19 protein-coding genes, 1 rRNA gene and 1 pseudogene are annotated in these 25,981 nt (G+C 61.9%); 5 read left to right on the forward strand and 16 right to left on the reverse strand.

The features are described from left to right. Nucleotide 1 precedes the first annotated feature (1 nt). From ACIPQ1_RS24075 to ACIPQ1_RS24090, 4 genes are all read right to left on the reverse strand, one after another. Nucleotides 2–370, reverse strand: a complete 369-nt coding sequence (locus ACIPQ1_RS24075; RefSeq protein ID WP_250963940.1) for a glyoxalase superfamily protein — start codon at nucleotides 368–370, stop codon at nucleotides 2–4. A 124-nt stretch (nucleotides 371–494) separates the two neighbouring features. After that, nucleotides 495–1,967, reverse strand: coding sequence for an N-acyl-D-amino-acid deacylase family protein (locus ACIPQ1_RS24080; RefSeq protein ID WP_446534899.1), 1,473 nt, complete (start codon nucleotides 1,965–1,967; stop codon nucleotides 495–497). A 1-nt stretch (nucleotide 1,968) separates the two neighbouring features. Next, on the reverse strand, nucleotides 1,969–2,829 hold the full coding sequence (locus tag ACIPQ1_RS24085; protein ID WP_434704929.1) for a MurR/RpiR family transcriptional regulator: 861 nt from the start codon (nucleotides 2,827–2,829) through the stop codon (nucleotides 1,969–1,971). A 21-nt stretch (nucleotides 2,830–2,850) separates the two neighbouring features. Further along, nucleotides 2,851–4,200 (reverse strand): GntT/GntP/DsdX family permease, encoded by a 1,350-nt coding sequence (locus tag ACIPQ1_RS24090; RefSeq protein WP_411386434.1) that lies wholly within the window; start codon nucleotides 4,198–4,200, stop codon nucleotides 2,851–2,853. A gap of 319 nt (nucleotides 4,201–4,519) precedes the next feature. Here ACIPQ1_RS24090 and ACIPQ1_RS24095 point away from each other — a divergent pair. Beyond that, nucleotides 4,520–5,248 (forward strand): annotated as a pseudogene (locus ACIPQ1_RS24095) (SulP family inorganic anion transporter); the annotation flags it as partial. 365 nt (nucleotides 5,249–5,613) lie between these two features. On the opposite strand, the gene ACIPQ1_RS24100 reads toward ACIPQ1_RS24095, so the two are convergent. After that, on the reverse strand, nucleotides 5,614–6,525 hold the full coding sequence (locus ACIPQ1_RS24100; protein ID WP_250963945.1) for a LysR substrate-binding domain-containing protein: 912 nt from the start codon (nucleotides 6,523–6,525) through the stop codon (nucleotides 5,614–5,616). A 211-nt stretch (nucleotides 6,526–6,736) separates the two neighbouring features. Next, complete coding sequence (locus ACIPQ1_RS24105) at nucleotides 6,737–7,327, reverse strand: NAD(P)H-dependent oxidoreductase (RefSeq protein ID WP_250963946.1); 591 nt, start codon at nucleotides 7,325–7,327, stop codon at nucleotides 6,737–6,739. 201 nt (nucleotides 7,328–7,528) lie between these two features. Here ACIPQ1_RS24105 and ACIPQ1_RS24110 point away from each other — a divergent pair, with 201 nt between their 5' ends. After that, nucleotides 7,529–7,843, forward strand: a complete 315-nt coding sequence (locus ACIPQ1_RS24110) for a putative quinol monooxygenase (protein WP_207963412.1) — start codon at nucleotides 7,529–7,531, stop codon at nucleotides 7,841–7,843. Here ACIPQ1_RS24110 and ACIPQ1_RS24115 read toward each other — a convergent pair. Beyond that, on the reverse strand, nucleotides 7,833–8,597 hold the full coding sequence (locus tag ACIPQ1_RS24115) for a sulfite exporter TauE/SafE family protein (RefSeq protein WP_446534900.1): 765 nt from the start codon (nucleotides 8,595–8,597) through the stop codon (nucleotides 7,833–7,835). The two genes, ACIPQ1_RS24110 and ACIPQ1_RS24115, sit on opposite strands and share 11 nt — an antisense overlap. Before the next feature lie 214 nt (nucleotides 8,598–8,811). On the opposite strand from ACIPQ1_RS24115, the gene ACIPQ1_RS24120 reads away from it, so the two are divergent. Together ACIPQ1_RS24120 and ACIPQ1_RS24125 are read left to right on the forward strand one after the other, a co-directional pair. Continuing rightward, the gene (locus ACIPQ1_RS24120) at nucleotides 8,812–9,693 is read left to right on the forward strand and encodes a LysR substrate-binding domain-containing protein (protein WP_446534901.1); all 882 of its coding nucleotides are present in this window, start codon (nucleotides 8,812–8,814) and stop codon (nucleotides 9,691–9,693) included. 96 nt (nucleotides 9,694–9,789) lie between these two features. Beyond that, on the forward strand, nucleotides 9,790–10,134 hold the full coding sequence (locus ACIPQ1_RS24125) for a cupin domain-containing protein (RefSeq protein ID WP_060739285.1): 345 nt from the start codon (nucleotides 9,790–9,792) through the stop codon (nucleotides 10,132–10,134). A 187-nt stretch (nucleotides 10,135–10,321) separates the two neighbouring features. Here the strand turns inward: ACIPQ1_RS24125 and mmsB are convergent, their stop codons facing one another. Continuing rightward, nucleotides 10,322–11,209, reverse strand: a complete 888-nt coding sequence (mmsB, locus tag ACIPQ1_RS24130; protein WP_250963949.1) for a 3-hydroxyisobutyrate dehydrogenase — start codon at nucleotides 11,207–11,209, stop codon at nucleotides 10,322–10,324. Nucleotides 11,210–11,219: 10 nt separating this feature from the next. Then, complete coding sequence (locus ACIPQ1_RS24135; protein WP_446534902.1) at nucleotides 11,220–12,746, reverse strand: CoA-acylating methylmalonate-semialdehyde dehydrogenase; 1,527 nt, start codon at nucleotides 12,744–12,746, stop codon at nucleotides 11,220–11,222. Between the two features lie 140 nt (nucleotides 12,747–12,886). Between ACIPQ1_RS24135 and ACIPQ1_RS24140 the strand changes: the two genes are divergently transcribed. Continuing rightward, nucleotides 12,887–13,834, forward strand: a complete 948-nt coding sequence (locus ACIPQ1_RS24140) for a LysR family transcriptional regulator (protein ID WP_411386428.1) — start codon at nucleotides 12,887–12,889, stop codon at nucleotides 13,832–13,834. Here ACIPQ1_RS24140 and ACIPQ1_RS24145 read toward each other — a convergent pair. From ACIPQ1_RS24145 to rrf, 7 genes are all read right to left on the reverse strand, one after another. Continuing rightward, the gene (locus tag ACIPQ1_RS24145) at nucleotides 13,831–14,334 is read right to left on the reverse strand and encodes an OmpA family protein (protein WP_411386427.1); all 504 of its coding nucleotides are present in this window, start codon (nucleotides 14,332–14,334) and stop codon (nucleotides 13,831–13,833) included. The two genes, ACIPQ1_RS24140 and ACIPQ1_RS24145, sit on opposite strands and share 4 nt — an antisense overlap. Before the next feature lie 3 nt (nucleotides 14,335–14,337). Beyond that, nucleotides 14,338–15,606 (reverse strand): diguanylate cyclase domain-containing protein, encoded by a 1,269-nt coding sequence (locus tag ACIPQ1_RS24150; protein WP_411386426.1) that lies wholly within the window; start codon nucleotides 15,604–15,606, stop codon nucleotides 14,338–14,340. Continuing rightward, on the reverse strand, nucleotides 15,603–16,178 hold the full coding sequence (locus ACIPQ1_RS24155; RefSeq protein ID WP_250963954.1) for a YfiR family protein: 576 nt from the start codon (nucleotides 16,176–16,178) through the stop codon (nucleotides 15,603–15,605). Before ACIPQ1_RS24155 ends, ACIPQ1_RS24150 begins: the two co-directional genes overlap by 4 nt. 139 nt (nucleotides 16,179–16,317) lie before the next feature. Then, the gene (gene recD, locus ACIPQ1_RS24160; RefSeq protein WP_446534903.1) at nucleotides 16,318–18,414 is read right to left on the reverse strand and encodes an exodeoxyribonuclease V subunit alpha; all 2,097 of its coding nucleotides are present in this window, start codon (nucleotides 18,412–18,414) and stop codon (nucleotides 16,318–16,320) included. Beyond that, the gene (gene recB / locus ACIPQ1_RS24165) at nucleotides 18,411–22,100 is read right to left on the reverse strand and encodes an exodeoxyribonuclease V subunit beta (protein WP_411386424.1); all 3,690 of its coding nucleotides are present in this window, start codon (nucleotides 22,098–22,100) and stop codon (nucleotides 18,411–18,413) included. The genes recD and recB overlap by 4 nt, the downstream gene beginning before the upstream one ends. Next, the gene (recC, locus tag ACIPQ1_RS24170; RefSeq protein ID WP_446534904.1) at nucleotides 22,097–25,549 is read right to left on the reverse strand and encodes an exodeoxyribonuclease V subunit gamma; all 3,453 of its coding nucleotides are present in this window, start codon (nucleotides 25,547–25,549) and stop codon (nucleotides 22,097–22,099) included. The genes recB and recC overlap by 4 nt, the downstream gene beginning before the upstream one ends. A 155-nt stretch (nucleotides 25,550–25,704) precedes the next feature. Then, a 5S ribosomal RNA gene (gene rrf / locus ACIPQ1_RS24175) occupies nucleotides 25,705–25,820 on the reverse strand. Nucleotides 25,821–25,981 lie beyond the last annotated feature (161 nt).

Consider the following 25,981-nt stretch of genomic DNA (forward strand, 5'->3'; position numbering starts at 1 on the left):
TTCAGATACTAATGGCGCTGGTAAACACCAACCGATTCCCGAACGGATCACTGATCGCCATGTCCTGGCTGCCCCAGGGCATGGCCTGGATTTGTGGGTGGGCGTAGCGGTATTGCTTGGCAAGCAATTGCTGCTGGAAGGCTTCCAGCTCATCGGTTTCGATCCGCAGCGCCGAGCCCGGCGTGCAATCGCCATGGTGCTCGGACAGGTGCAGCACGCAGTCCCCGCGGGAGACTTGGAGGTAGAGGGGAAAGTTGTCACCGAAGCGGTGTTGCCAGTCAACGGTAAAGCCCAGGAAGTCGACATAGAACGCCAACGCCTTGGCTTCATCGAAGATCCGCAGGATCGGGGTGGTTTTACCGAAGCTCATGGGTTGCTCCCTGGCTGAAAAGACCCAGTGTAGATGGGTTGACTCCAATGCTTCGGCTTTAAACCCGGCTTCTTTAGTGTCGCAATGCCATTATTGTGACGCCAATTAACACCCCATTAGCCATTTACACGCCATTCGATGGACCAAAGCCTCGACGCAGATCGCCTTCGCGTGCCAGGAAGCGCCCCTCCCGGCGCCCATTCGCCTGGCCGTCGCGATAGCTCAGGACACCGTTGACCCACACACCGTCAATGCCTTCGGCTGCCCGCTGAGGTTCATTGAAATCAGCGACGTCCCGAATGGTGTGGGGATTGAACAACACCAGGTCCGCCCAATGGCCTTCACGGATTTCACCCCGGTGCTTGAGGCCGAAACGTACTGCGGAAAGGCCAGTCATCTTGTGCACGGCGGTGTGCAACGGAAAAAGCCCGACGTCACGACTGAAATGTCCCAGGACCCGTGGAAAAGCGCCCCACAAACGCGGATGGGGAAACGGGTCTTCGGGCAAACCGTCAGAGCCGACCATGGACAACGGGTGGGCGAGGATCCGTCGTACGTCGCCTTCATCCATGCCGTAGTACACCGCGCCTGCCGGTTGCAGGCGCCGCGCCGCCTCCAACAGCGACACCTCCCAATCGCGGGCGATGTCGATAAGGTCGCGTCCGCCCACCGACGGGTGAGGTGTCGACCAGGTGATGGTGATGCGATGGGCATCGGTCACTTGCTTGAGGTCCAAGGTCGAGGAGCTGGCCGCGTAGGGGTAGCAGTCGCAACCGACCGGATGGGTTTTCGCCGCGTTTTCCAATGCCGCGAGCACCTGCGGGCTTCGTCCCCAATTACCGGCGCCGGCGCATTTGAGGTGGGAAATGATCACCGGACTCTGCGCATGACGGCCAATCTGGAACGCCTCGTCCATGGCCTCGAGCACCGGTTCGAATTCGCTGCGCAGGTGGGTGGTGTAGACGGCGCCGAATGCGCTCAATTCTTCGGTCAGTTGCATGACCTCGTCAGTGGACGCTGCAAAGGCGTTGGCGTAGGCGAGGCCGGTGGACAACCCCAAGGCACCGGCCTCCAGACTTTCGCGCAATTGCCGACGCATGGCGGTGATTTCTCCTACCGAGGCCGTGCGCAACAAATCGTCCATATGATTACTGCGCAACGCCGTGTGCCCGACCAACGCAGCCACGTTGACCGCTGGCGTCGCCGCTTCCACCGCTGCGCGATAATCGGCAAAGCGTGGGTAGGTGAACGCCTGGGCCGTGCCGAGCAGGTTCATTGGGTCTGGCGGATCGCCCCGCAGGCTCACCGGCGCGGCGCTGATGCCGCAGTTGCCGACGATCACGGTGGTCACGCCCTGGCTGAGCTTGGGCAGCATCTGCGGTTGGCGAATGACCACTGTGTCGTCGTGGGTGTGTACATCGATGAAGCCTGGCGCCAGCACGCGGCCGGCGGCGTCGATGTCTTCCTCGGCCCGGGCATCGCGCAGCTCGCCGATGCGTTGGATGCGACCGCCGTGGATCGCTACGTCGGCGTGGTAGCCGGGCGTGTCGCTGCCGTCGATGACCAGCGCATTGCGGATAAGCGTGTCGTACAGCATGTCAGTCTCCCAGCGGCAAGTGGTCGTCGCCGCCGCGGTAATCGTCCAGGGCGAGCTTGACTCGCCGCAGGCGCTCTTGATTGTCTTCGGGGTGGGCCAGCGCCAGCTCGGTGGCGAGCACGTCGATGGCCAGCAGCATGCCGTAGCGCGCCGCCGTGGGTTTGTAGATGAAGGAAGTCTCGGCGCTTTGCAGGGGCAGCACGCAATCGGCCACTTGGGCCAGTGGCGAGTCGGCGCGGGTGATGGCCAGGATCGCCGCGCCGTAGCTGCGGGCCAGTTCAACCGCACTCAACAGCTCCGGCGTGATACCGGTCAGTGAGCAGGCGATGACCAGATGCTGGTCGCTCAGCGAGGTAGCGGTGATGCGCATCATCACCGGGTCGCGGCAGGCGGCAATCGGGTAGCCAAAACGCACCAGCCGCACTTGCAATTCCTCGCCGCACAGCGCCGACCAGCCGCCCAGGCCGAACGCATGGATCATCCGTGCCTTGCCGATCATCCTCACGGCATCGCCAAACCGCGACTCTTCGAACCCTGACAGATGTTGGCGCAGTGTCGCTTCGATATCGCCGACGATCTGTCCATAAAACGCCGACTGCTCCGGCGCGCCGGCCGGGTCGAGGAAACGGCTGCCGACGCCGCTGGCCTGGGCCAGTTGCAGGCGTAGGTCTCGCAGGTCGCGGCAACCGACGGTGCGGGCGAAGCGCGACAGGGTGGCGCTGCTGACTTCCGCCCGTTGGGCCAGTTCATCGAGGCTGGCGGAGGCAGCAAAGCCTACGTCTTCGAGCATCAGCCGGGCGATTCTTCCTTCGCCGGCGCTGAAGGAATCCTGACGGGCACGGATCTGGTAGAGGATGTCCATGACGACTCCTTGCAGTGGCGGTCAAAGCACGCGCGCAAGCCCGAGGGTCAGGGCGAACGCGACCAGGGATATCAGTGTTTCAAGCACCGTCCAGGTCTTGAAGGTCTGCGTGACGGTCATATTGAAGTATTCCTTGATCAGCCAGAAGCCGCCGTCGTTGACGTGGGAAAAGATAACCGACCCGGCGCCGGTCGCCAGCACCAGCAGCTCGGGATGGGGATAACCCAGGCCAATCGCCACCGGCGCGACGATGCCCGAGGCCGTGGTCATCGCCACCGTGGCCGAACCCGTGGCAACCCGCATCAGCGCGGCGAACAGCCAGCCCATGACCAGCGGTGACAACTGGAATTCCTCGGCCAGGCCGACGATCTGCTGCGTGACCCCGGCGTCCACCAGGATCCGGTTCAAACCACCACCGGCGCCCACCAGCAAAGTGATGCTGGCAGTCGGCGCCAGGCATTCGTTGGTGAACTTAAGGATCGATTCGCGGTTGAATCCCTGGGCCAGGCCGAGGGTCCAGAAACTGAGGATGGTCGCCAGCAGCAGAGCGATCACCGAGTTGCCGATGAACAGCAGGAACTGGTTGAAACCGCTGCCCGGCGTGGAGATGAGGTTGGCCCAGCCGCCGATCAGCATCAGGATCACCGGCAGCAGGATGGTCCCCAGGGTCACGCCGAAACCCGGCAGGTTGGCTCGCGGTTCACGGTCGAGAAATTGTCGCTCCAGCGGGTTCTCGGCCGGTAGCTGGATGCGCGGCACGATGAACTTGGCGTACAGCGGGCCGGCGATGATCGCAGTGGGAATGCCGATCAGGATCGCGTACAGCAAGGTCTGCCCCACCGAGGCCTGGAACGCCTGCACCGCCAGCATCGCCGCCGGATGCGGCGGCACCAGCGCATGGACCACCGAAAGCCCGGCGACCATCGGCAGCCCCACCATCAGGATCGACACGCCCACACGCCGGGCGATAGTGAACGCGATGGGCACCAGCAGCACAAAACCGACCTCGAAGAACAACGGCAACCCCACGAGGAAGGCAATGCACACCATCGCCCAGTGGGCGTTGCGCTCGCCGAAACGTTCGATCAGCGTCTGCGCCATGCGCTCGGCCCCGCCGGACTCGGCCATCATCTTGCCGAGCATGGTGCCCAGGGCCACCACCAGCGCAATGTGCCCCAGCGTCTTGCCGACACCCGCCTCGTACGCCCCCACCACACCCGACGGCGGCATCCCGGCCAGCAACGCCAGGCCAATGGAGACCAGGGTAATCACGATGAACGGATTGAGCCGGTAGCGCGCGATCAGGACGATCAGCGCGATGATAGCGATGGTCGCATAGACCAATAGCCAATAACCGAAAGCAGGTGCCATGCGTTACTCCTCGAATGGGGTCACGTCGATGTGTTGTGAAACTCTTAAATCATTTCGACGAAGAATCTTCAAACCCGTTGAAAGTAATTTTCGCGCAGAGGTAAAACTTGTCGCTGACGGACAACGCGACACGGCGTTGATGAAAATTCAGCGCAAGATTTTCATCGCTTTTGTGGCGAGGGAGCTTGCTCCCGCTGGGCTGCGAAGCGGCCCCAAATTCACCAGCACAATCGACCAACGGCTGGCCGCCCCGCACTCAATTCCGTACCATCCGCACCTGTTTTTGCACCACTCCCCGGCAGCCGACGGTCCACCGGCGAACCTGACCGATGAAATCACCGAGAGCCGTGGGTATCCGGACCGTGAATGCGTGGCATTGGGCGCGGCCAACATGGCCTCTGGATTGCTGGGCGGCATGGGCGGTTGCGCGATGATCGGCCAGACGATGATCAACCTCAGCTCCGGCGGACGCGGACGGTTATCGGGCGTGGTGGCCGGGGTGATGGTGTTGCTGTTCGTGTTGTTCCTGTCGCCGTTGATCGAGCGCATTCCGCTGGCGGCACTGGTGGGCGTGATGTTCGTGGTGGCGCAGCAGACGTTCGCCTGGGCCTCGTTGCGGGTGGTCAACAAAGTGCCGGCCAACGATGTGCTGGTCATCATCGCAGTGACGGTCATCACGGTGTTCACCGACCTGGCAGTGGCCGTGCTCTGCGGGATTATCATCGCGGCGCTCAACTTCGCCTGGCAACAAGCCCGGGAGCTGTATGCCGACACCCATGAGGAAGCCGATGGCAGCAAGCTGTATCGCCTGCACGGCACGCTGTTTTTCGCCTCGTCGACGCCGTTTCTCAACCAGTTCGACCCGGCCAACGACCCGGCCCTGGTGACCCTCGATTGCCGTCACTTGCGCTTCGTCGACTACTCGGCCGTCGCCGCGCTCAAGACCTTGCGTGAGCGCTACAGCAAAGCGGGCAAGCACCTGCGCGTGTATCACCTGTCCGAGCGCTGCAAACAAATGCTCAAGCGCGCGGGCGTGCAACACGACTGAAGCAACACCCACAGGGGGTTATAGGACTGATGAAGATAGAGTGGTCACTGGCGATCAAATGTGGGAGCGGGCTTGCTCGCGAATGCGGTGTGTCAGTCTGCGCCAATGTTGCCTGACACACCGCTTTCGCGAGCAAGCCCTCGCCTGCCGGGCCCCCCCACCCCCCCCCCCACCCCCCACCCCCCCCCCCCCCCCCCCCCCCCCCCCCCGCTCCCACAGGTCCTATGTTTTACTGACGGATCACACCATTTCTTCAAGAATCCATTCCACCACCGACGTCCGCTTCGGTGCCCACCCCAGCAGCTCACGGACATTGTTGCCGCGCACACTCATTGCCCAAATCACTCTTGCCTTGAAGCTTCGAATCAACCCTTGAACTCCCGCGAGGCGTAGTCGGCGAGCTTGCCCTGGATGAAGTCCAGGAAACACTGGATCCGCAGGGCCAGCTGCGAATTGCGGTAGTACACCGCGTTGATCGGCTGGCGGTAGCCGCTGTTGGCATCGGCCAGCAGCACCTTCAGCCGGCCGGCCTGGATGTCGTCGCGGGTCATGAAGTCTGACAGGCAGGCAATGCCCTGCCCTTGCAGCGCCAAGTGACGCACGGTCTCGCCGCTGGACGCGCTGATGGCGGCCTGGATCGGCCAGCGATCGCCATGTTGGTGACGCAGCGGCCACTGGTTGAGGCCTTCGTTCTGGGCAAACCCCAGCAGCGCATGCTCCGACAGTTCGGCGACGCTTGTGGGAGTGCCGTGCTGCTTCAAATAGGCCGGGCTGGCGAGGATGTGCAACGGGCTGCAACCCAGGGAGCGGGCGTGGAGCGTCGAGTCGATAAGGGTGCCGATGCGGATGGCGATGTCAGTGCTTTGCTCCAACAGGTCGATGATCAGGTCGTTGCTGTTGAGTTCGAGTTGGATGTCCGGGTAAAGCCGGCGGAATTCTTCGATGTGCGGCACGATGGCGTGCAGCATGAACGGCGAGGCCGCGTTGATCCGCAAGCGTCCTGAAGGATTTTTCTGGCGAGACGACAGGCGCTCTTCCAGCTCATCCATCTGGTCGAGGATGCCTTTGGCCTGTTCGAAGAAATACTTGCCCTCTTCGGTCAGGTCCATGCGCCGCGTGGTGCGGTTGATCAGCGTGGTATCGAGCTTGGCCTCCAGCCGCGACAACGTGCGGCTGACCGCCGACGGCGTCTGCCCGACTTGCTCGGCGGCGGCGGAGATGGATCCGCATTCGATCACGCAGACGAAAATCTGCAACTCGTCGGATCTGGCTTTCACAGACAGCCTCTCGTGGAATGCACATCCAGTGTGAAGGATGCTTTTGTGGCGAGGGAGCTTGCTCCTGCTCGGCCGGGCTGGCGCTCCAGCGCGCAGCGGCCGCTTTTTGGGGGGCTGCTACGCAGCCCAGCGGGAGCAAGCTCCCTCGCCACAGAAGCCCGCTCGCCTTGGGTGCAGGATTGCGTTCGGGTAAGTCCCGATAGTAGCTGGATTACCGCGAAAGGCCGAACACCTCGCGCAAATGCCGCTCATACCGCGCCACATCTTCTTCGATGTTCGGGCGCTTCATCACATCCACGCACAGGAAGGTCGGCAGGCCGGTCATGCCGAGGAATTGATTGGCCTTGTGGAACGGGAAGTACACCGCGTCCACACCCTTGGCTTCGAAGAAATCGCTCGGGTCGTCGAAGGCTTGCTGCGGGGCGTTCCAGGTCAGGGACAACATGTACTGCTTGCCTTGGATCAGGCCGCCGCTGCCGTATTTCTGCGAGGCATCGGAACGGGTCCGACCGTCACTGGCGTAGAGGCTTCCGTGGCCTTCAGTGAAGACTTCGTCGATGTACTTCTTCACGGTCCACGGCGCGCCCATCCACCAACCTGGCATCTGGTAAATGATCACGTCGGCCCAGAGGAACTTGGCGACTTCCTCCTGGAGGTCGTAGCCGCCATCGATGAAAGTGGTTTTCACATCAAACCCGCCACGGTCCAGCACGCTGAGCGCCGTCTCGTGGAGGGTGGCGTTGTAGCGACCGTCGGAATGGGCGAATTGTTTGCCGCCGTTGAGCAACAGGACTTTTTTCATGGGGAGCCTCATCGGGTTCCACAGCGTGGGCCGTTGGCTGGCCGCCGCATGGAAAGATTGAAATTGATGGCGGCAGAGTACCGACGAGCTTCGCGCGGAATAAGCACCGCAACGACAAAAGTGATTTGACCTATACGCAAGAATGGATGACCGATTGTTGCCGTAAGCTTCGGCACCTCTTTTAATTCAGGAGCCCTCTCCATGAGCGAACTGCACGGTTTCATCCTGCACGCCAAGACCCGTCCGGAAAAAGCCGAGGCCTTCGAGGCGCTGTTCCGCGCCTACGTCGAACCAAGCCGTGCCGAGCCTGGCTGCATCGAATATCACATGCTGCGGGACCAACAGGATCCAACGCTGTTTATCTTCTATGAGATCTGGGCATCCCAGGCACACCTGGAGGTGCATTCGAACCTGCCGCACATGAAGCAATTTTCCGAACAACGCATGGATTATCTGGAGCGCGACTTCGACATCCGCCGCGTCGACATGCTCAGCCCGTCCTCGGCTAGCCGCTGACCAGCAGATGGCCGCCGAGCGCACCGAGGCCGATGAAAAATACCCGTTTGAACAACACGGCGCTGATCCGCTGGCGCAGCCATTGCCCCAGCCACATCCCCAGCAGCGCCGGGGCCAGCGCCAACAACGAAGCACTCAATTCGCCCCCGCCCAGCTCGCCGCGCCACAGCAGGCCGGCGGCCAGGGCCAGGGTCGAAACAGTGAATGACAGGCCCAGGGCCTGCACCAGTTCATCCTTGCTCAAGCCCAGCGCTTGCAGATAAGGCACTGCCGGAATGACGAATACGCCAGTGGCGGAAGTGATGAGGCCGGTCAGCAATCCGCAGAGCGGAGCGATCCACGGCTCGGCATCCGGACCGACCCGCAGCGTTGGCAGCAACAGGCCGCTCAGCGCATACAGCAACAACGCCCCGCCCAAGGCCCGCACCACCCAGGCCCCGCCTGTCATGCCGAGCCACAGCGTACCGAGCCCGGTGCCGATGAAAATCGCCAGCAACAGCGGCCACAAGCGCCGGATCAGGGCTTGCAGATGACCGCCAAACGCCAGTTGCCAGAGATTGGTCAGGGTTGCCGGAATGATGAGCAGCGCCGCAGCCTGCGCCGGTGCCATAGCCAGACCGAGCAACCCCATGGAGATGGTCGGCAGGCCGAGGCCGATCACACCCTTGATGGTGCCGGCCAGCAGGAAGGTGCCGATGACCAGTAAAGAAAGGGCCAGGCCGAGATTCTGATAGAAAGCGGTGAGTGTGTTCATGGGGCTATCGTGCGCCCCGGGGCTTGGCTTGAAAATCTGCCATATACTGAGGGTGCCTCTCTTTTAGCAAGAGGCTGTAGATTTTGTGGATGCTACTGGCGCCTTCGCGAGCAAGCTCGCTCCCACAGGGGATTGCATTTCAAACTGTGGGAGCGAGCTTGCTCGCGATGACGATAAACCAAACACCGCAACACTTGAGAGAGGCCCCTCGCCCATGCACTTCGACCTCACCGACCTGCGCCTCTACCTGAACATCCTCGACACCGGCAACATCACCGCCGGTGCGGCCCGCAGCCATTTGTCCCTGGCCGCGGCCAGTGCGCGAGTCCGGGCCATGGAAGCTTCCCTGGGCATCGACCTGCTTGAACGCGGACGACGAGGCGTAACCCCAACGCCGGCTGGCAGGGCCCTGGCCGAGCACGCCCGGGTCCTGCTGCAACAGGCCGAACGCCTGCAGCAGGACTTGGCCGAATACGCCAAGGGCGTCAAAGGCCGGGTGCGATTGCTGTGCAACACCAGCGCCATGACCGAGTACCTGCCCGAACTGCTGGCCGGCTTTCTCAAGACCCATCCCAACCTCGACATCGACTTGCAGGAGTTGCCCAGCTCACGGATCACCCATGCGCTGCGCGAGGGCGCGGCGGACTTGGGGATCGTTTCCGACGCGGTGGACACCGATGGCCTTCAGGCCTGGCCGTTTCGCGACGATCCGCTGGTATTGATCCTACCGAACGGACATCCCATGGCTGACGGTCGAACCGTGCGTTTCAGCGAAACCCTCAGCCACGACTATGTCGGCCTGAACGCCGCCAGTGCCCTGGCGATCCACCTGGAAGAACAGGCCCTGCACATCGGCTCGCGCATGCAAATCCGCATTCGCGCCGAGGGTTTCGACGGGATGATTCGCATGGTGACCCATGGCGCAGGCATTGCCATCGTGCCGAAGGCGGCCGTCGATCGGCGACCGACCGAGCTGTCGTATCAATGCGTCCCACTGCACGAGGCCTGGACCCACCGGGCGCTGCTGCTGTGCGCCCGCAACTTCGAAGGTTTGCCCACCTACGCCAAGGCCCTGGCTCGGCATCTGGCCGATTGATGCGCGTTTCTGGATAGCCCGGTGTCGACTACAGACATCTACCCACCCCTGCCGCGCGTTAGGGTGCCTGTCCTCTTCCGCCCTTTCGGAGCTCACATGACCGCCCCCATCACCGTCCTGCGCGACACCCATCCGCTGCCCGTACTCGATGCCTGCAAATGGGAAAAACTCGAAGGCGACCCGCACACCGTCAACCTCAACGCCTACACCAGCGAAGACGGCAGCAAGATCATGGGCACCTGGATCTGCACACCGGGCAAATGGTATGTGGAATACGTGAAGTGGGAGTACTGCCATTTCCAGGAAGGCTACTGCATCATCACCCCAGAGGGCCTGGAGCCGATCCATCTGCGCGCCGGTGATATTTTCGTCATCGAACCCGGCATGAAAGGCACCTGGGAAGTGGTCGAGACCGTGCGTAAATATTTCGTCTTCGCCTGAAACAAAAAACCGAGAGACCACCCGACGTGGTCTCTCGGAAAACAACCGTGAAAACTTCACCGCTTCAGCTCTGTGGCGAGGGAGCTTGCTCCCGCTCGGTTGCGCAGCAACCGCCAACAAACAGGGCTGCTACGCAGCCCAGCGGGAGCAAGCTCCCTCGCCACAAAAGCCTCTCGATATCACAGGTTTACTGCGGCTTGCGATAGCTGTTCACAATCGCCGAAAAGTCCTTGCCGCCCTCGCCGCGCTGGCTCATCGCCTGGTACAACTGTTGCGCCACAGCCCCCAGCACCACCGGCTGATGGGCCTGCCGCGCGGCTTCGGTCGCCAGGCCCAGGTCCTTGAGCATCAGGTCGGCGCCAAAGCCACCCGTATAGCCTCGGGACGCCGGGGCCGTTTCGATCACGCCCGGCCACGGGTTGTAGGTGTCCGAACTCCAGCAGCGGCCCGTTGAGCTATTGATGATGCCGGCCAGCACTTGGGTGTCGATCCCCAAGGCATCGCCCAGGGCCATGGCTTCGCTGACGCCCACCATGGAAATTCCCAGCAGCAGGTTGTTGCAGATCTTGGCAATCTGCCCGGTACCGACTTCACCACAATGCACAATGTTACGACCCATTTGCGCCAGCACCGGTTGCAAGGTGGCAAACAACTCAGCCGTGGCGCCGACCATGAAGGTCAACGTGCCCGCCGCCGCGCCGCCAGTGCCGCCCGAGACCGGCGCATCGGCCATCGCCACGCCTTGTTTCGCCGCGGCAGCCGCTACGTCACGGGCGGTTTGCGGATCGATGGTGCTGCAATCCACTGCCGGCGTGCCAGCGGCGATACCGGCCAGCACACCGTCTTCACCCAGCCAGACACTGCGCACATGGGCGGCGGCCGGCAGCATGGTGATGACCATTGCCGCGCCCTGGGCTGCGTCGCGCGGCGAGGCGCTGATGGTACCGCCCAATGCTGCCAGTTCGGCCAGTACCGTCTGGTTCAGGTCGAACAGGTTCAGCGAATGGCCGGCCTTGAGCAGGTTGCGCGCCATCGGGGCGCCCATGTTGCCCAGGCCGATAAATGCGATGTTCATGTCCGGCTCCTTAACGCAAATTGATGGTGGTGTTCACACCGTCATTGACGCTGTTGTCATCGAACCAGCGCGCGGTCACGGTCTTGGTCTGAGTGTAGAACTGCACCACTTGTTTGCCGTACGGGCCGAGGTCGCCGAGTTTCGAACCGCGGGAACCGGTGAAGCTGAAGAACGGCACCGGCACCGGAATCGGGATGTTGATGCCCACCTGGCCGACGTCGATTTCGCTCTGGAATTTGCGCGCTGCCGCACCGCTCTGGGTGAACAGACCCGTGCCGTTGCCGAATGGGTTGGCGTTGACCAAGGCAATCGCCTGGTCGAGGGTGTCGACTTCCAGCACCACCAGCACCGGCCCGAAGATTTCTTCGGTGTAGATGCGCATGTCGGTGGTCACGCCGGAAAACAGGGTCGGGCCGACGAAGTTGCCTTGCTCGAAGCCCGGCACGCTGATGCCTCGGCCATCGAGTTCCAGCTTCGCGCCTTGCTGCACACCGCTCTCGATCAACTCGAGGATCCGCGCTTTGGCCCGCTTGGAAATCACCGGACCGACGTCGGTGCCCGGCTCGCTGCCGGCGTTGACCTTGAGTTTTTGTGCCAAGGCCTTGAGCTCTGGCAACCACTGTTTTGCCGCACCCACCATCACCACCACGGAAGTGGCCATGCAACGCTGGCCCGCCGCGCCGAAACCGGCACCGACCAGGGCGTTGAGGGTTTGTTCACGATTGGCATCGGGCAGCACCACCGCATGATTCTTGGCGCCCATCATCGATTGCACGCGCTTGCCATGGCGACCCGCCAGGTCATAGACATGGGTGCCGACCGCAGTCGAACCGACAAAGGAAACGGCCTTGATGTCCTTGTGGGTGCAGAGCGCATCCACCACGTCCTTGCCGCCATGCACCACGTTGAGCACACCCGCCGGGACGCCGGCCTCGATGGCCAGCTCCACCAGCAGCATGGTCGACAGCGGATCCTGTTCCGACGGCTTGAGCACGAACGTGTTACCGCAGGCGATGGCCATCGGGAACATCCACAGCGGAATCATCGCCGGGAAGTTGAACGGCGTAATGCCCGCACACACGCCGATCGGCTGGCGCAGCGTGTAGGTGTCCACGCCACCGGCGACGTTCTCGGCGAACTCGCCCATTTGCAGGGTACCGATGGAGCAAGCGTGCTCGACCACTTCCAGGCCACGGAAGATATCACCCTCGGCATCAGCGATGGTCTTGCCCTGCTCGGCGCTGAGCACCGCGGCGATGCGCTTGGAATGCTCGCGGATCAATGCCTGGAGCTTGAGCATGATGCGCATCCGCGCGCCGATGGGCGTCAATTTCCAGGTCTGGAACGCACGCTGGGCAGCGGCAATGGCGGCATCGACTTCCGCGGCCGTGGCGAACGGAACCTTCGCCAACACCTGCTGGGTGGCCGGGTTGACGATGTCGTGCCATTCGCTGGATTGGGATTCGACCCACTCGCCATCGATCAGCAGTCTGACGGTTTGCAGGGTGGTATCGCTGGGCGTAAGGGAAACGTTCATGCTGGCCTCCGGGATTGTTCTTATGAGAGAGCGCTGGTTCAGCAAAGACCAAGGTGCGCGAGCACGGTTGGTGATGAGACGGTTTTTGGAGTATAGATGTGCAAACTTCTAATAAGAATGCACATAAAAGCCGGTCCATCATGCAAAAAAACATCACCTCCCTGGGGTCGCTGAATTGGGACGACCTCAAGTTTTTCCTCGAAGTGGCCCGCACCCGCAAGGCCAGCACGGCCGCCAAGCGCCTGGCCGTCGACTACACCACGGTGTCGCGACGCATCAGCTCGCTGGAAGCCTCGTTGGGCACGCTGCTGTTCGAGAAATCCCGGACCAACGGGTTTGTCCTGACGGCCGAAGGCCAGCGCTTGCTGGGTTATGCCGAATCGATCGAAAGCACTTTGCACATGGCCTGCGAGCAGGTCTCGGGCTCTGGCGTCGCGTTGTCCGGCCACGTGCGCATGGGCTGCACCGAAGGCTTCGGCAGCTTCTTCATCACCCCGCAGTTGAGCCACTTCGTCGACGCCTACCCAGCCATCTCGGTGGACATCCTGCCGCTGCCACACTTCATCAGCCTGTCCAAGCGCGAGGCCGACATCGTCATCGCCCTCGAACGCCCCGAACACGGCCCGTATGTGTGCTGCAAACTGTGCGACTACCGACTGCAGCTCTACGCCACCCAGCCTTACCTGGACAATCACCCACCGATCCAGCGCCCGGCCGACCTGACCAGGCACTCATTCATCAGCTACGTGGATGACCTGGCGTTCAGTTCCGAGTTGCTCTACCTGGCCAACGTCCTGCCCGGCGCCAATGCCCACCTGCGCAGCACCAGTGTGATCGCGCAATTCGTGGCAGCGCAGCAAGGCCGTTCGCTGGCAATCCTGCCCTGCTTCCTCGCCGCCCAGGATCCACGGCTGTTGCCGGTGCTGCCGGAGGAAATCAACGTCACCCGGCAGTTCTGGATGTACTGCCGGGAGGATTTGAGGAAGTTGAAGCGGATTACGCTGTTGTGGGATTACATCCGCGAGGTGACTGAACAGAACCGGCCATTGCTGATGGGTGAGCGTCGGGAGATGGTATTCGCCGACTAGTCGGCGATGACCACGATGGCGACGCGGCGGTTTTCGGTGCGGCCCTCGACCGTATCGTTGGACGCGACCGGCTTGCTGCTACCGAGCCCGCGCAACTGAACGTTCTCTTCGCGCATGCCAACGCTGGCCAGCACCTTGCTCACGCTCGCGGCCCGACGCTTCGACAGTTGTTCGTTGTAGGCCTGGGAGCCCGATGCGTCGGTATGACCATCGACGCGTACCCGCTCGATGCCCACCCCCAGCAGCGCCTTGCCAATGCGCTCGACGATTTCGGTACTGGCCGGGTTGAGGTTTTCCACATCGCTGCCAAACAGCACCTTGCCCGACAAACCGAAGGCCCAGCCATCGTCAGTCAGTTCGAAACCTTGTTGCTTGAGTACGGCAATTTGCGCCGGGGTCAGGCCTTTCGGCGGTGCCGTCTGGCAACCGCTCAGGGCCACGACGGCAAGCAGGAAAAGCGCCGCGAACCAGCGCAGGGAAATTTGAAGGGATGAACGCACGAGTCAGCTCCTGGTTTGAAGATCAGCGACGGAGTGATCCGACCCCGCCGTATGTTGACCGCCTCGGGCGAGGCGTTTGGCTTGATACATGGCTGCATCGGCGGCGTGTAGCAGGGTGCCCGGTGTGGCACCGTGATCGGGAAAAACGGCAATGCCGATACTGAGGGAGGTCAACACGGAGGCGTTGCCGGGCAATTGAATCGGCATTTCCATACTGGCGATGATCTTTTCAGCAATCAGCTCAGCGTCCTCGGCCTTGTGCAAAGGCGCCAGCAGCACGGCGAATTCGTCGCCCCCCAAGCGCGCGACCAAGTCATCCTCGCGCAACTGCGCCCGGACCCGGGTCGCCACGGCCATCAGCACCGCGTCGCCGGCGGCGTGGCCGAAATTGTCATTGATGCCCTTGAACCGATCACTGTCCAGGTACAGCACGGCCACTTGTTCATTGAGCTTGCTGGCATTGCGCAAGGCGCGAATCAATCGACCTTCGAAAAATGCCCGGTTCGGCAAGCCGGTCAAGCTGTCGTGGCTGGCCTGGTGGGCCAAGGTTTCGTTTTCGCTTTGCAAGTGGGTCTGCCAGGATTCCAGTTCATCGAGCAGCGCGTTGAAGTCATTGGCCAGATTATCCAGTTCGGCGATGGCGGCCGGCGGCACGCGTCGGTCCAAGGCTCGTTCACTGCGGGCCGCGTGGGCCACCTCGGCCAGGCTGCGCAGCGGCCCGGTGATCGCCCGCAACTGCCGCCGCGCCAGGTAAAGCGCCACCCAGGCACTCACCGCGGTGCACAGGATGATCCCCGCCAAACCGCTGAGCAAAAAGCGCAACAGGCTACCGCCATGCCCCGCCAACACGATGCGACCAATGTTCTGCCCTTGGTGAACGATCGGCAGGCTGATGGGCTTTTCCAGGAATGCCTTGGCAATGTGCACTTCCAGTTCCGACAACAGGCCGGTTTGCGGTCGTTGCCAGCGCGCCAACAGACGGCCGTGTTCATTGAATACCTCGGCATCGGCGACCTCCTCGGTGGAGGCGATCAAGGCCAGTGCCTCGGTGGCCGCGGCCGAATCATCGAAGACCACGGCGGCCTCCACGGTGTAGTTGATCGAACGGGCGATCAAGTGCAGGTTGTGATCCGCATAGACTCGCAGCGCCAACAGCCCGAGCAAGGTCAGGGACACACTGGCCATGGTAATGGCCACCAATGCGACGATCAGATGACCGCGACCGATGACCGAGCCCAGGGTGGGACGGACCCTTGGTTTGCTCTGCTTCATGGGGTTGCGGACCTGCGGCGGGAAAGCTGCAGCACACTCGGATGGATGCGCACGCCACTACGTGCCACGGAATCGAGGTTGACCTCGAAAGACACTTGTTCATCACCTACCCGCAGGCAGAACAGGCTACCCACGGTGCACTGGTCGCCGCCCTCACTGATGCTCAACACGGGCTTGCCGATCAAGGACGCAAACAGACGGGTGTGCTCATCGTTGGTCAGCCTGCCGACGTAGACCGCGTTGCACTCAGTGGCGATATTGGGATGATCGGCCAACAACCGCTGCACTATTACCGGCCGCCCCGTGGCCTGGGTGGTGCCCTTGACCAGATCGTCGGTGTATTGGGTCGGCCCGACGATGCACAGTTGCAGTTGAGTGGGTTCCACCGGCCAGCGGGCATAACTGAGAATGCCCAAGACCACTTGGGTCACCGCTTCGGCCCGCTGCTCGGCCTGGGTCGTGGAGGCCTGCTCCTGGGCAACCGCGACAGGCAGCAGCAAACACAAAAGGCCGGCAAGCAGAACATGCCCCCAGCCCTTGCTGCGCACTGCCTCCCCTACAGGCACTTCCATGGAAAATCTCTTGATCCAGACGATAAGTGCCGGAACGATAGCACAGTGCCAAAAAGCCAGCGAGACAGCGTGTTACGCAGGCTTGAAAGCGAAACAGGCCAGGTTGCCAGAAGGACATGAATCCTTGAAAGCCAATGATTCAGTCAGCCTGCTCCAACACCAGCATCAAACCGCTCAAGCGCTTGACCTTGCGCCCGACCGCCTCTTCGAAGACCCCCGCCCGCGGTTCGATCAGGCTGAACCATTGCTTGCCCCGGGTAATGGCGGTGTACACCAATTCCTTGGTCAAGACCGGGTTGAGCGCATCCGGAAGGATCAACGCGGTATGGGTGAATTCCGAGCCCTGGGATTTGTGCACCGTCATGGCATACACGGTTTCCACGTCATTCAGGCGGCTGGGCAGGACGAAACGCACGCCACCTTGGCCGTCATTGCGCGGGAAAGCGACCCGCAGGACCTGTTTGCCGGCATCCGGCCCGTCACGCTCGGGGAGCTTGAGGGCAATGCCGATATCACCGTTCATCAACCCCAGCCCATAGTCGTTACGAGTCATCAGTACCGGACGGCCTTCGTACCACTGGTGATCGCTATCGATAAGGCGGGCCTTGAGCAATGCCGCGGTGATTCGCTGGTTCAATCCTTCGACGCCCCACGGGCCTTTGCGCACCGCGCAAAGCAATTGGAATTCGTCGAAGGCCGCCAGGACCTCACGGGCCCAATCGGCCCAGCAATGGTCTTCCAATGGCTGAGAAATGGCCGGACGGCGCTGCCGCAGCAGGCTCAGGTAATGCCGATAACCCTTGGGTCCTTCTGGCTTGCCGTCGAGTGACAGTTTTTCCAGCTTCGTGTCGTGTTCACCTGCCAATTTCAAGGAAAACAAATCGACGTACTGCCCGTTATCCAATAATTGCCGGGCTTTTTCCGGCTGTTGCTGGTTGACCGAACGAGCGAGCTGACCGATCCCACTGCCTTCTCCGAAGCGCCGGGAATGCCTGAGCATGACTACTTGCTGCGCCAGGGGATGAGTGCCATTGAGGTCTTGCTGCAGGTCGCTGGCCGCCAGGTTTTCCCCACTGACCGACTCCAGCCAGGCACGGGTCTGGGGGCTGTACCAGCCGTCCTCGGCGTCTCGACACAAATCCCCCAGCACCGCACCGGCTTCCACCGAGGCCAACTGGTCCTTGTCCCCCAGCAACACCAACCGTGCATGGGCCGGCAGTGCGTCCAGCAGATTGGCCATCATCTCCAGGTCGATCATCGACGCTTCATCGACCACCAGCACATCCAGCGGCAAGCGATTGCCTGCATGGTGACGAAAATGCCGAGTGCCGGGACGACTGCCTAGCAATCGATGGACCGTCGTGACGTCGCAGGGAATACGTTCGCGCACAGCCTCATCCACATCCAGGGTCCGGACTTGCTGGCTGATGGACTCGGTCAGGCGCGCCGCCGCCTTGCCCGTGGGCGCAGCCAGGCGAATCCGCAGCGGCTTCCCGGCCTCGACGGCCGGAGCTTGCAACAGGGCCAGCAGACGCACAACGGTGGTGGTCTTGCCGGTGCCCGGGCCGCCGGTCACGATGCTGAAGGCCCCACGGGTCGCTAGCGCGCAGGCCAGTTTCTGCCAATCGATCGGACCGCTGGCATTGGCCGGCCCGAACAGCCCGTCCAAACGCTCGCGCAGGTCACCGGGCGCCGCTTCCTGCTCGACCAATCGTTGGCGCAACGCCTCGTCGATCCGCCGTTCATACCCCCAGTAGCGACGCAGATAAAGACGCTTGCCAGACAGTACCAATGGACGTTGCTGCGCCTCTTCGCTCTCGTCCACAGCCAAGGCCACCAGCCGACTGGACGCCAGGGCCTTGCACCAATGGGCGCCGTCGAGCGTCTGCAATATTTGCGAGGGCAGCAGCATCGCGCCTGTCTGCGGATCACCCTCGGGGGGCAGCGACAGGGCAAAGTCCGGTTCCTTGAGGGTCTCGAATATATCCAGGCAAACGTGCCCATGACCCAGTTGATGGCTGGTCAGCGCAGCGGCGAGCAGGACCAATGGATCATCGTCGGGCGCCAGTTCATGGAGGAACGCCACGAAGGCCTTGTCCAGGGCACGCAGCCAGCCGCGCTCGACCCAGCGCGTCAGCAACAACAGCAGGTCCTGCGCACGGCTCAAAGGCGCCAGGTCAACCAGGCTTTCATCGTCGGACGCCTTGGGCAGCAGGTCGGCAAAGGAACGACTCATAGCAATTCTCCCTGTACCCACGCCGGCTCAGCCTTGGGTTCGGGCGCCCCTTGGAACAGCCGATCCAGTTGCTCGATCAAGGCCCGTGGCGGCTTGGTGAAATACACGCCCTGGCTGGTCGAGCGGGTCCCACGAAGGAACAGGTACAGCGCGCCGCCGACGTGCCGGTCGTAGTCATAATCGGGAAGCCGAGCCTTGAGCTGGCGATGCAGGGCCAACAGGTACAGCACGTATTGCAGGTCGTAGCGATGGTCCAGGATCGACTGTTCCATGGCCTGTACGGTGTAGGCCATGTCATCGACACCCAGCCAGTTGGACTTGTAATCGGCCACGTAGTACCGGCCGTCGTGCTCGAACGTCAAATCGATGAAGCCCTTGAACATGCCGTTGAGCAGCACCGGCTCCGCCGCAACGCGGGCGACACCGCCATGGGTGAACCGGCAAACCAGTTGATCGAGCTTTTGCACATCGACCTTGTGGCTGGCGAACCAGAACTCCATCTCGACCTGGAACCGGGTCAGTTGTTCGAGCACCACCGGCGCTTGGTCGCTGCCGACGGGCATGGGCATTTTGATCAAGTGCTGCAGCCAGTCGCTCAGCGTGGTGATCCAGCCTTTCCAACCTCGGCGATTGCAGCGTCGGGCAATGGCATCCTCGATATCTGCCGGCGCGGATGAAAACCCTTCCCCGGCAGCCCACTCCAGCAGGCCATGGAGAAAAGTGCCGGGACCGGGGCCGCGGGGAAAGCGGTGGATGTCGCCACCGACGGCGATCGTCTCCCTGGGCGCGTCCGGGTCAAGACGCTCATCGTCGAACAGTTTCTGGGCCTGTGGATTCTCCGGCGCGGTATCGCTGCCTTCGCTCAGGCTTTCGCCGATGCGCAAGGCGCTGTAGGAGGCGATCCACCAATTTTCGCTGGCTTTTCGCAAGGGCACCAAGGGCTCGAGCAACACGGCGTCGTTGCGTGGCGGCCGATAGTGCTCGTCAGTAGCTTCGGGCATGGGCTGGCAGTTCACCGCGACGCTGCCGTGTTGCAGGTCTTCCAGCCAACGCCTCAGCTCCACCGTATCGGTCAACGGCGCACCTCCGCCCAACAGATAACCCAGCGCGGACACATGCAGGATCGAGCTGTTGTTATTGCCCCGTTTGAGGTCCGCGACACCCAGCCAGCAGGCATGTTGTGCGCGGGTCAGTGCCACGTAGAGCAGCCGCAGATCCTCGGCCAGTCGCTCATCATCGGCCTTGGCGATCAATTCGGCGGTGGGCTTGAGACTGATCTGCGCCTTGTTGGCCTCGTCGTGGTAATGCAACGGCAATCGACTGCCATCCACCGGTTTCGTCGAACAGATGAAGGGCAGGAAAACCAACGGATATTCAAGCCCCTTGGACTTGTGGATCGTGACCACCTTGACCAACTGCTCATCGCTTTCCAGACGCAGGATCTGCTCTTCTCCCGCCTGTCCGGATAAGGCCAGGTGCTCGGACAAATGCCGGATCAAGGCTTGTTCGCCATCCAGCTCGCCGGCGGCCTGCTGCAACAGTTCGCACAGGTGCAGCAAGTTGGTCAGCACCCGCTCGCCATCGCTGCGCGTCATCAGGGCCTGGGGCAATTCGAAATCATGCAGCAGACGCCGCAACATCGGCAGCACGCCCTGGCTGCGCCAGACCGTGCGATAACCGCGAAACTGCATGACCCGGGCTTCCCAGGCCAGCTCATCCTGATTGAGACGCTCCAGCTCCGTCAGCGGCAGGTTCAACGTGATGCTGGCCAGCGCTGCCCGTAGCGGTCGCTCCACATCCGGCTCGGCGCAGGCCTTGAGCCAGGTCAGCAAATCCCGCGCCTCTTGCGAAGCAAAGACCGAATCCTTGTCGGATAGATAGACACTGCGCACGCCCCGCGTGGACAACTCGTCGCGCACGGCCTGCGCCTCTTTACCGTCGCGCACCAGGATAGCGATATCCGCCGGGCGCAACCCGCGCAGCGTTTCGCCATCGACGGTGAAGCCGTCGCGCCCCGACTGCCCACCGTTGAGCAATGCCGTGATCTCACTGGCGCAGGCGGCTGCCATGGATTGCCGATACACCGCACCGGAGAGCGGCTGGTCCGACGACAGGTGCCAGATGTTCAGCGCCGCAACGGCGTGCCCTGCCACCTGTAGGGACTCCTTGCGGCCCTGGGACTCAACGGACAGGAACGGCACCGGGTTATCACCCGAAGGCTCACGGAACAGAAAGGCCCCACGCCCCTTCGGGCGGGACTCGGCCTTCTGGAAAATATGGTTAACCGCCCCCACCATGGCATGACTGGAACGGAAGTTCGTGCCCAGCGTATGCAACCTGCCGGCCGTGGCCTCGCGAGCGCGCAGGTAGGTGTAGATGTCGGCACCGCGAAAGGCGTAGATCGCTTGCTTCGGATCGCCGATCAGGAAAAGTCCGGTCCCGGGGTCGTTGTCTTCAATACGGTAGATGCTTTCGAAGATCCGGTACTGAACCGGGTCGGTGTCCTGGAATTCATCGATCAGCGCCACCGGAAACTGCTCGCGGATCAGGCTCGCCAGGCGCTCGCCCCCGTCGGCCTGCAACGCCGCGTCGAGACGCAGCAGCATGTCGTCGAAGCCCATTTCGGCGCGGCGACGTTTCTCCGCTTCGAAACGCGTCCCGACCCATTGCGCGGCATGCTGCAGCACGGCGGCATCAGGGGTGGGCAACGCATCCAGGTTGGCCTTGAGACCGGCCATGGCCTCCAGCCCGGGATGGTTGGGCACTTCGCCTTTCCAGGCTTCGGCCATGCCCTCGGGCGTCAGGCGTGTGAACCCGGTGCCGATATCCAGCAGCTCGTGGCTTTCGTCATCGACCCAGGCGGTGATTTTCTGAAACCACGGTTCGAAGTAACGCGCCTGCATCTTGCGTCCATCAACAGACTTGCTGGCGACGCCTTGCTGGCAGATCTCCAACAGTTCCACGGCCCATTGCCGCCACGGCGCCTTGAGATCGAGCAAGGCGGCACTGCGCTCCTGCAACGAAGCGGCGATTAGCTCGGCAGGCTCAAGCCCGTCAGCGTCGCCAGGCTCGCTGGAAAACAACCCCCTCACCCGTGGCAACAGCGCCGCTGGACCTCCCCAATGGGTACGCACCCAGTTCAACGCCTCGCCTTGCATCGAATAGCAGAACAGCCGCCAATAATCGCGCAATACCTCGCCCAGCAATTCGCTGTGGTCGGTTTCCAGGGTCTGGGTGAACAGGCTGCCGCTGTCGAAGGCATGCTCACGCAACATGCGCTGGCACCAGCTATGGATGGTCGAGACGGCCGCTTCGTCCATCCACTGCGCGGCGATGTCCAGCCGATTCGCACAACCTGGCCATTGCTCGGCACTGAATTCATCGCGCAATGCGCCGATCAGTGAATCCGGAGCTGGAATCTCATCGCGAAAGAAACGTGCGGCTTCGGCCAGACGGGTGCGAATTCGTTCACGCAACTCCTTGGTGGCGGCGTCCGTAAAGGTCACGACCAGGATTTGCGGCGGAAGCAACTCGCGGCCAAAACCGGACGCCGAACCGCCGTGCCCTAGCACCAGGCGCAGGTACAGCGCCGAAATGGTGAAGGTCTTGCCGGTACCGGCGCTGGCCTCGATCAGTTGGCTGCCCCGCAGCGGGAAAGCCAGGGCCAATGGTGCCTGCTGACTCATGAACGGGTCTCCTCGCTGACCAATGAACGCCACGGGGCTTCGAGCAATGGTCGGTAAAGCGCATCGCACCAGTCGGGGAATGTTTCGTCAGCCATCAAGGCCGCGAAATCAGGAAACTGTCGAGCCAAGGCCGGGTTTTCCCGCCGCTCGCCCTCGAACGTCTGTCCGTCGCCCTCATAGGCTTTGCGCGCCGCAGCTTCGGCCTTGAGCGGATCACTCTGGCCGAGCCAGGCGAACGCCGTCTTCACCGCGATCGGTAGCGGCTGGCGCATACCGGCCTGCCAGGCCTGCAATAGGTCGCCAAGCATTTTTTTTGCGGCGGGCTCTTCAAAAGGTGGCAACAGCAAGCTGTCATCACTGGCCACCAGCGCCGTGGTCAACGACAAGCCGTTAGCGCAGGCCACGAGATGATTGACCCAGGGCCGTATCAGGCGATGCCACTTGCGGGTCTTGGTGGAGCCGATGCTGTTGGGTATGGCGGTGATGGCGAGAACCGCACCGTCGGAGCGTTGGTGTAGGCCACTGAGCCACCCTTCGACACTCACTCCTTGCAGTTGCAGGCTGACCGGCACAGCACTGGTCAGCGGTGTGGGCCACAACGCCAGAAGCTGTTGGTAGCGCTGGAGCAGATCCGGCAAGGGTTCGATCAATTCGCGCTGCATGCACTCACCGAACCCGGCCATCGGCAACAGCCCGCTGTTCTGGAGCCTCTGGGCATGGGCGGCCAAGGCCAGGTCCGGCTGGTCCAGGCGTACCAGGGCGGCCTCGAGCAGGCTGTCGCTCAGGGTGTAGCGTTGCAGTGCGTCGAGCACGAAAGGTTCGTCATCGGCCAGAGGTGCTTCGATGGCGTCGAAGAACACTTTCAGCCGCTGGCTGAAGAAATGGCGGACGGGGTTGCGCAGGAAGTCCTGCAACTGACCAAGGCCCAAGGGCTCCTCCTGGACGTAGGGTTCCAGCACCTGAGTTTTGTCAGTGTCATCGGAGATGTCGTGGAGCATTCGCCATTCGCTCGCGTAACTGAACAGCTCGTCTCCTTGATGGAAATAACGCGCGCTGAACGGTTGCAGCGGATGCTCCTGAGTCAGGGCATCGAGGAGGGACTTGCTGTCATCGGCCAACCGCCAGCCACTGGCGAGATGATCGCGCAGTTGGCCGATCAACACCGATGCCGGCCGCTCGCTGTTATCGCGGATACTGCGTCCCACCCAACTGATATAGAGCTTTTCCCGGGCCGACAGCAGCGCTTCCAACAACAGGTAACGGTCGTCCTCACGGCGAGAACGATCGCCCGGGCGATAGTCGCCGCCCATCAGATCGAAATCCAAAGGCGGTTGGGCTCTTGGGTAATCACCATCATTCATCCCCAGCAGGCACACCAACTTGAAGGGGATCGCACGCATTGGCATCAAGGTGCAGAAATTGACGGCTCCGGCCAGGAAGCGTTGGGACAGTCGCCCCTGATCCAGCCCGGCCAACCACGCTTCACGCACCACCGTCAGCGGCAGTTCATCGTGCAGCCCTACCGACTCACAGGTTTCCAGCCAGGTTTCACGCAAGTCCTCGAGTTGGGCCAGCAGATAGTCGTCATGCTCGTTACTCGCCTGGAAGAACAACCGCATCAGATCGTGCAGACGCGAACCCCATTGCTGCGGCGATGCTGGCTGGGTGAGTTCCTGGTGGGCGACTTCCAAGGCATCCAGCAAAGCAACCAGCGGACCGATCAGCGCCGCGTCCAGGCCACCGATCTCGTCATAGGGTTCGATGCCGTCATAGGCCTGCGAGCTGCCGACGGCGTACCCCAGCAACATGCGCCGCAAGCCGAAATGCCAGCTGTTCTGCTCAAGCTCCGCGGGCAAGCCCAACCCGGCGCGGTGTTCGGCACTCATTCCCCAGCGAATCCCCGCCCCTTCGATCCAACGATGCAATGTCGGCAGGTCGGCCTCATCGATACCAAACCGTTCGCGCAACGCCGGGACATCCAGCAGATCGAGGATTTCGCTGACCGGGAAACGACTGTCCGGCAGCTTGAGCAAATGCTCGACGGCGATCAGCAGTGGATCACGTCCGCGCTGGCCCTGGTCGGTCAGTGTGAATGGAATGAAACGCGGGTCGCTCCTGTCGAGCTGGCCGAACACCGCGCGAATGTGTGGCGCATAACTGTCGATGTCCGGGACCATGACGATGATATCCCGTGGGCGCAATGTCGGATCCGCACTGAAATGGGCCAGCAACTGGTCATGGAGAATTTCCACTTCACGCTGGGCGCCGTGGGCCACATGAAAACGGATCGAGCCGTCTCGTTCCGTGTCGACGACGGGCCAGTGTTCCCGGGTTTCATTCAGGGGACGGAGTTCCAGGATGTCATCCTGCAACTGGCTGAGAAGGGTCGTCGGGGTCCCATCAGTGAACAGGTCGATGCGCCCGTCGCGAAATACAGCGCGATAGCTGTTGGGGTCATCGTAGCTGTCGAGCAGGTTGATATAGTCGCGCCCCTGCTTGCCCCAGGCGGCCAATAACGGATGGGCATGTTGATGCAGGATTTGTGGATCGAGGACGGCGGGCATGCCGGTCTTGCGTGCCTGGCGCTTGTATTGATGACGTAGCAAGTCCTTGTCGGCAACGATGTCCGCCCAATGGTGGCGACACGGGTTATGCACGCAGAGTAGAACCTGGCTGAACCGGGAAAGACCGGCGAGCGCCTCGAGGACTTGGGCAGGCAACGAGGAAATACCGAACACGATGACTCGCGCGGGCAAGCCTTTCGGAGCTGCTTCCAGATTGTTGATACGTTCGATGTAGCGCTGGTGGACGCCTGCGCGGCTTTGCGCCATGCCTTGTTCCCCCACATCCAGCAACAAGGCTCGCCACAGTTCCGCTTGCCAGCAATTCGCCGGCGCGAGCGGCTTGATTTCACCTCGGACATTTCGGGTCTGGTGTCGACCCTCAGCCCAGTCCTCGAGCCAGTCGGCCCGGTACACCTGGTACTGGTCGAACAGATCGGCAAGGCGCTCGGACAGTTGATAGCGCTTGCGCAAGTCGGTGTCGTGGGTAAGGAATCGTCGTAGAGGTTCGAAATGCGGCTGCTCGATAAGCTGCGGCAACAGGCGCATCAGGCGCCAGGTTAGCGGAGCCTTGTCCAACAGCGACTTGGCCGGAATCTCATCACGCCCTAGGACCATTCGATAGAGCTGCCACATGAAGCTGCCTGGCAGTTGCACATCAATAGCCGCCGCGATACCGCAGCCGCCGGAATCATCATCTTCCGGGTCTTCAGCCAGTGCGAGCTTGAGCCATTGGGCAATACCATTGCTCTGTACCAGCGCGATTTCATTTTCAAGGGGAGCCAGCGGATAGCGCCGCATCAGGCTGATCACCAGGCTGCGCAATTCATCAAGGCGATTCCCGTGAACCACCATGAAAGCAGGGCTGAGGGACGTTGCGTCCGGCATGAAAGGCATCCTTGAAAATGCAAAAGCTAGGGCAGAACCTTAGCACTGTCGGGGGACTGTGACAGCCGGGAGCAGTCCGAGCTTGTCGTAAGAACTTTCCTGCGGGCAAAACAAAACCCCTACCTGCATCAGCAGATAGGGGTTTCGGAATTTAATCTTGACGATGACCTACTCTCACATGGGGAAACCCCACACTACCATCGGCGATGCATCGTTTCACTGCTGAGTTCGGGATGGGATCAGGTGGTTCCAATGCTCTATGGTCGTCAAGAAATTCAGGTACCGAATCGTGGCCTGGTGGCCTCGCTTCAGCAAATTGGGTATGTGACAGCTTTCAGTGTTTTGTGAGATTCGAACTTTCGGTTCGTTTCGTCTTCACACACCGCAATCTGGTGCTCTTTCGAGTCAGCAAATTGCTTGGGTGTTATATGG

This window comes from Pseudomonas sp. LARHCG127 (assembly GCF_052871455.1).

What these genes read in the sequence shown, in the direction of transcription:
- ACIPQ1_RS24075 (WP_250963940.1), bottom strand. Translation starts at nt 370, where the DNA reads ATGAGCTTCGGTAAAACCACCCCGATCCTGCGGATCTTCGATGAAGCC.
- ACIPQ1_RS24080 (WP_446534899.1), bottom strand. Translation starts at nt 1,967, where the DNA reads ATGCTGTACGACACGCTTATCCGCAATGCGCTGGTCATCGACGGCAGC.
- ACIPQ1_RS24085 (WP_434704929.1), bottom strand. Translation starts at nt 2,829, where the DNA reads ATGGACATCCTCTACCAGATCCGTGCCCGTCAGGATTCCTTCAGCGCC.
- ACIPQ1_RS24090 (WP_411386434.1), bottom strand. Translation starts at nt 4,200, where the DNA reads ATGGCACCTGCTTTCGGTTATTGGCTATTGGTCTATGCGACCATCGCT.
- ACIPQ1_RS24105 (WP_250963946.1), bottom strand. Translation starts at nt 7,327, where the DNA reads ATGAAAAAAGTCCTGTTGCTCAACGGCGGCAAACAATTCGCCCATTCC.
- ACIPQ1_RS24110 (WP_207963412.1), top strand. Translation starts at nt 7,529, where the DNA reads ATGAGCGAACTGCACGGTTTCATCCTGCACGCCAAGACCCGTCCGGAA.
- ACIPQ1_RS24115 (WP_446534900.1), bottom strand. Translation starts at nt 8,597, where the DNA reads ATGAACACACTCACCGCTTTCTATCAGAATCTCGGCCTGGCCCTTTCT.
- ACIPQ1_RS24120 (WP_446534901.1), top strand. Translation starts at nt 8,812, where the DNA reads ATGCACTTCGACCTCACCGACCTGCGCCTCTACCTGAACATCCTCGAC.
- ACIPQ1_RS24125 (WP_060739285.1), top strand. Translation starts at nt 9,790, where the DNA reads ATGACCGCCCCCATCACCGTCCTGCGCGACACCCATCCGCTGCCCGTA.
- mmsB (WP_250963949.1), bottom strand. Translation starts at nt 11,209, where the DNA reads ATGAACATCGCATTTATCGGCCTGGGCAACATGGGCGCCCCGATGGCG.
- ACIPQ1_RS24135 (WP_446534902.1), bottom strand. Translation starts at nt 12,746, where the DNA reads ATGAACGTTTCCCTTACGCCCAGCGATACCACCCTGCAAACCGTCAGA.
- ACIPQ1_RS24140 (WP_411386428.1), top strand. Translation starts at nt 12,887, where the DNA reads ATGCAAAAAAACATCACCTCCCTGGGGTCGCTGAATTGGGACGACCTC.
- ACIPQ1_RS24150 (WP_411386426.1), bottom strand. Translation starts at nt 15,606, where the DNA reads ATGAAGCAGAGCAAACCAAGGGTCCGTCCCACCCTGGGCTCGGTCATC.
- ACIPQ1_RS24155 (WP_250963954.1), bottom strand. Translation starts at nt 16,178, where the DNA reads ATGGAAGTGCCTGTAGGGGAGGCAGTGCGCAGCAAGGGCTGGGGGCAT.
- recD (WP_446534903.1), bottom strand. Translation starts at nt 18,414, where the DNA reads ATGAGTCGTTCCTTTGCCGACCTGCTGCCCAAGGCGTCCGACGATGAA.
- recB (WP_411386424.1), bottom strand. Translation starts at nt 22,100, where the DNA reads ATGAGTCAGCAGGCACCATTGGCCCTGGCTTTCCCGCTGCGGGGCAGC.
- recC (WP_446534904.1), bottom strand. Translation starts at nt 25,549, where the DNA reads ATGCCGGACGCAACGTCCCTCAGCCCTGCTTTCATGGTGGTTCACGGG.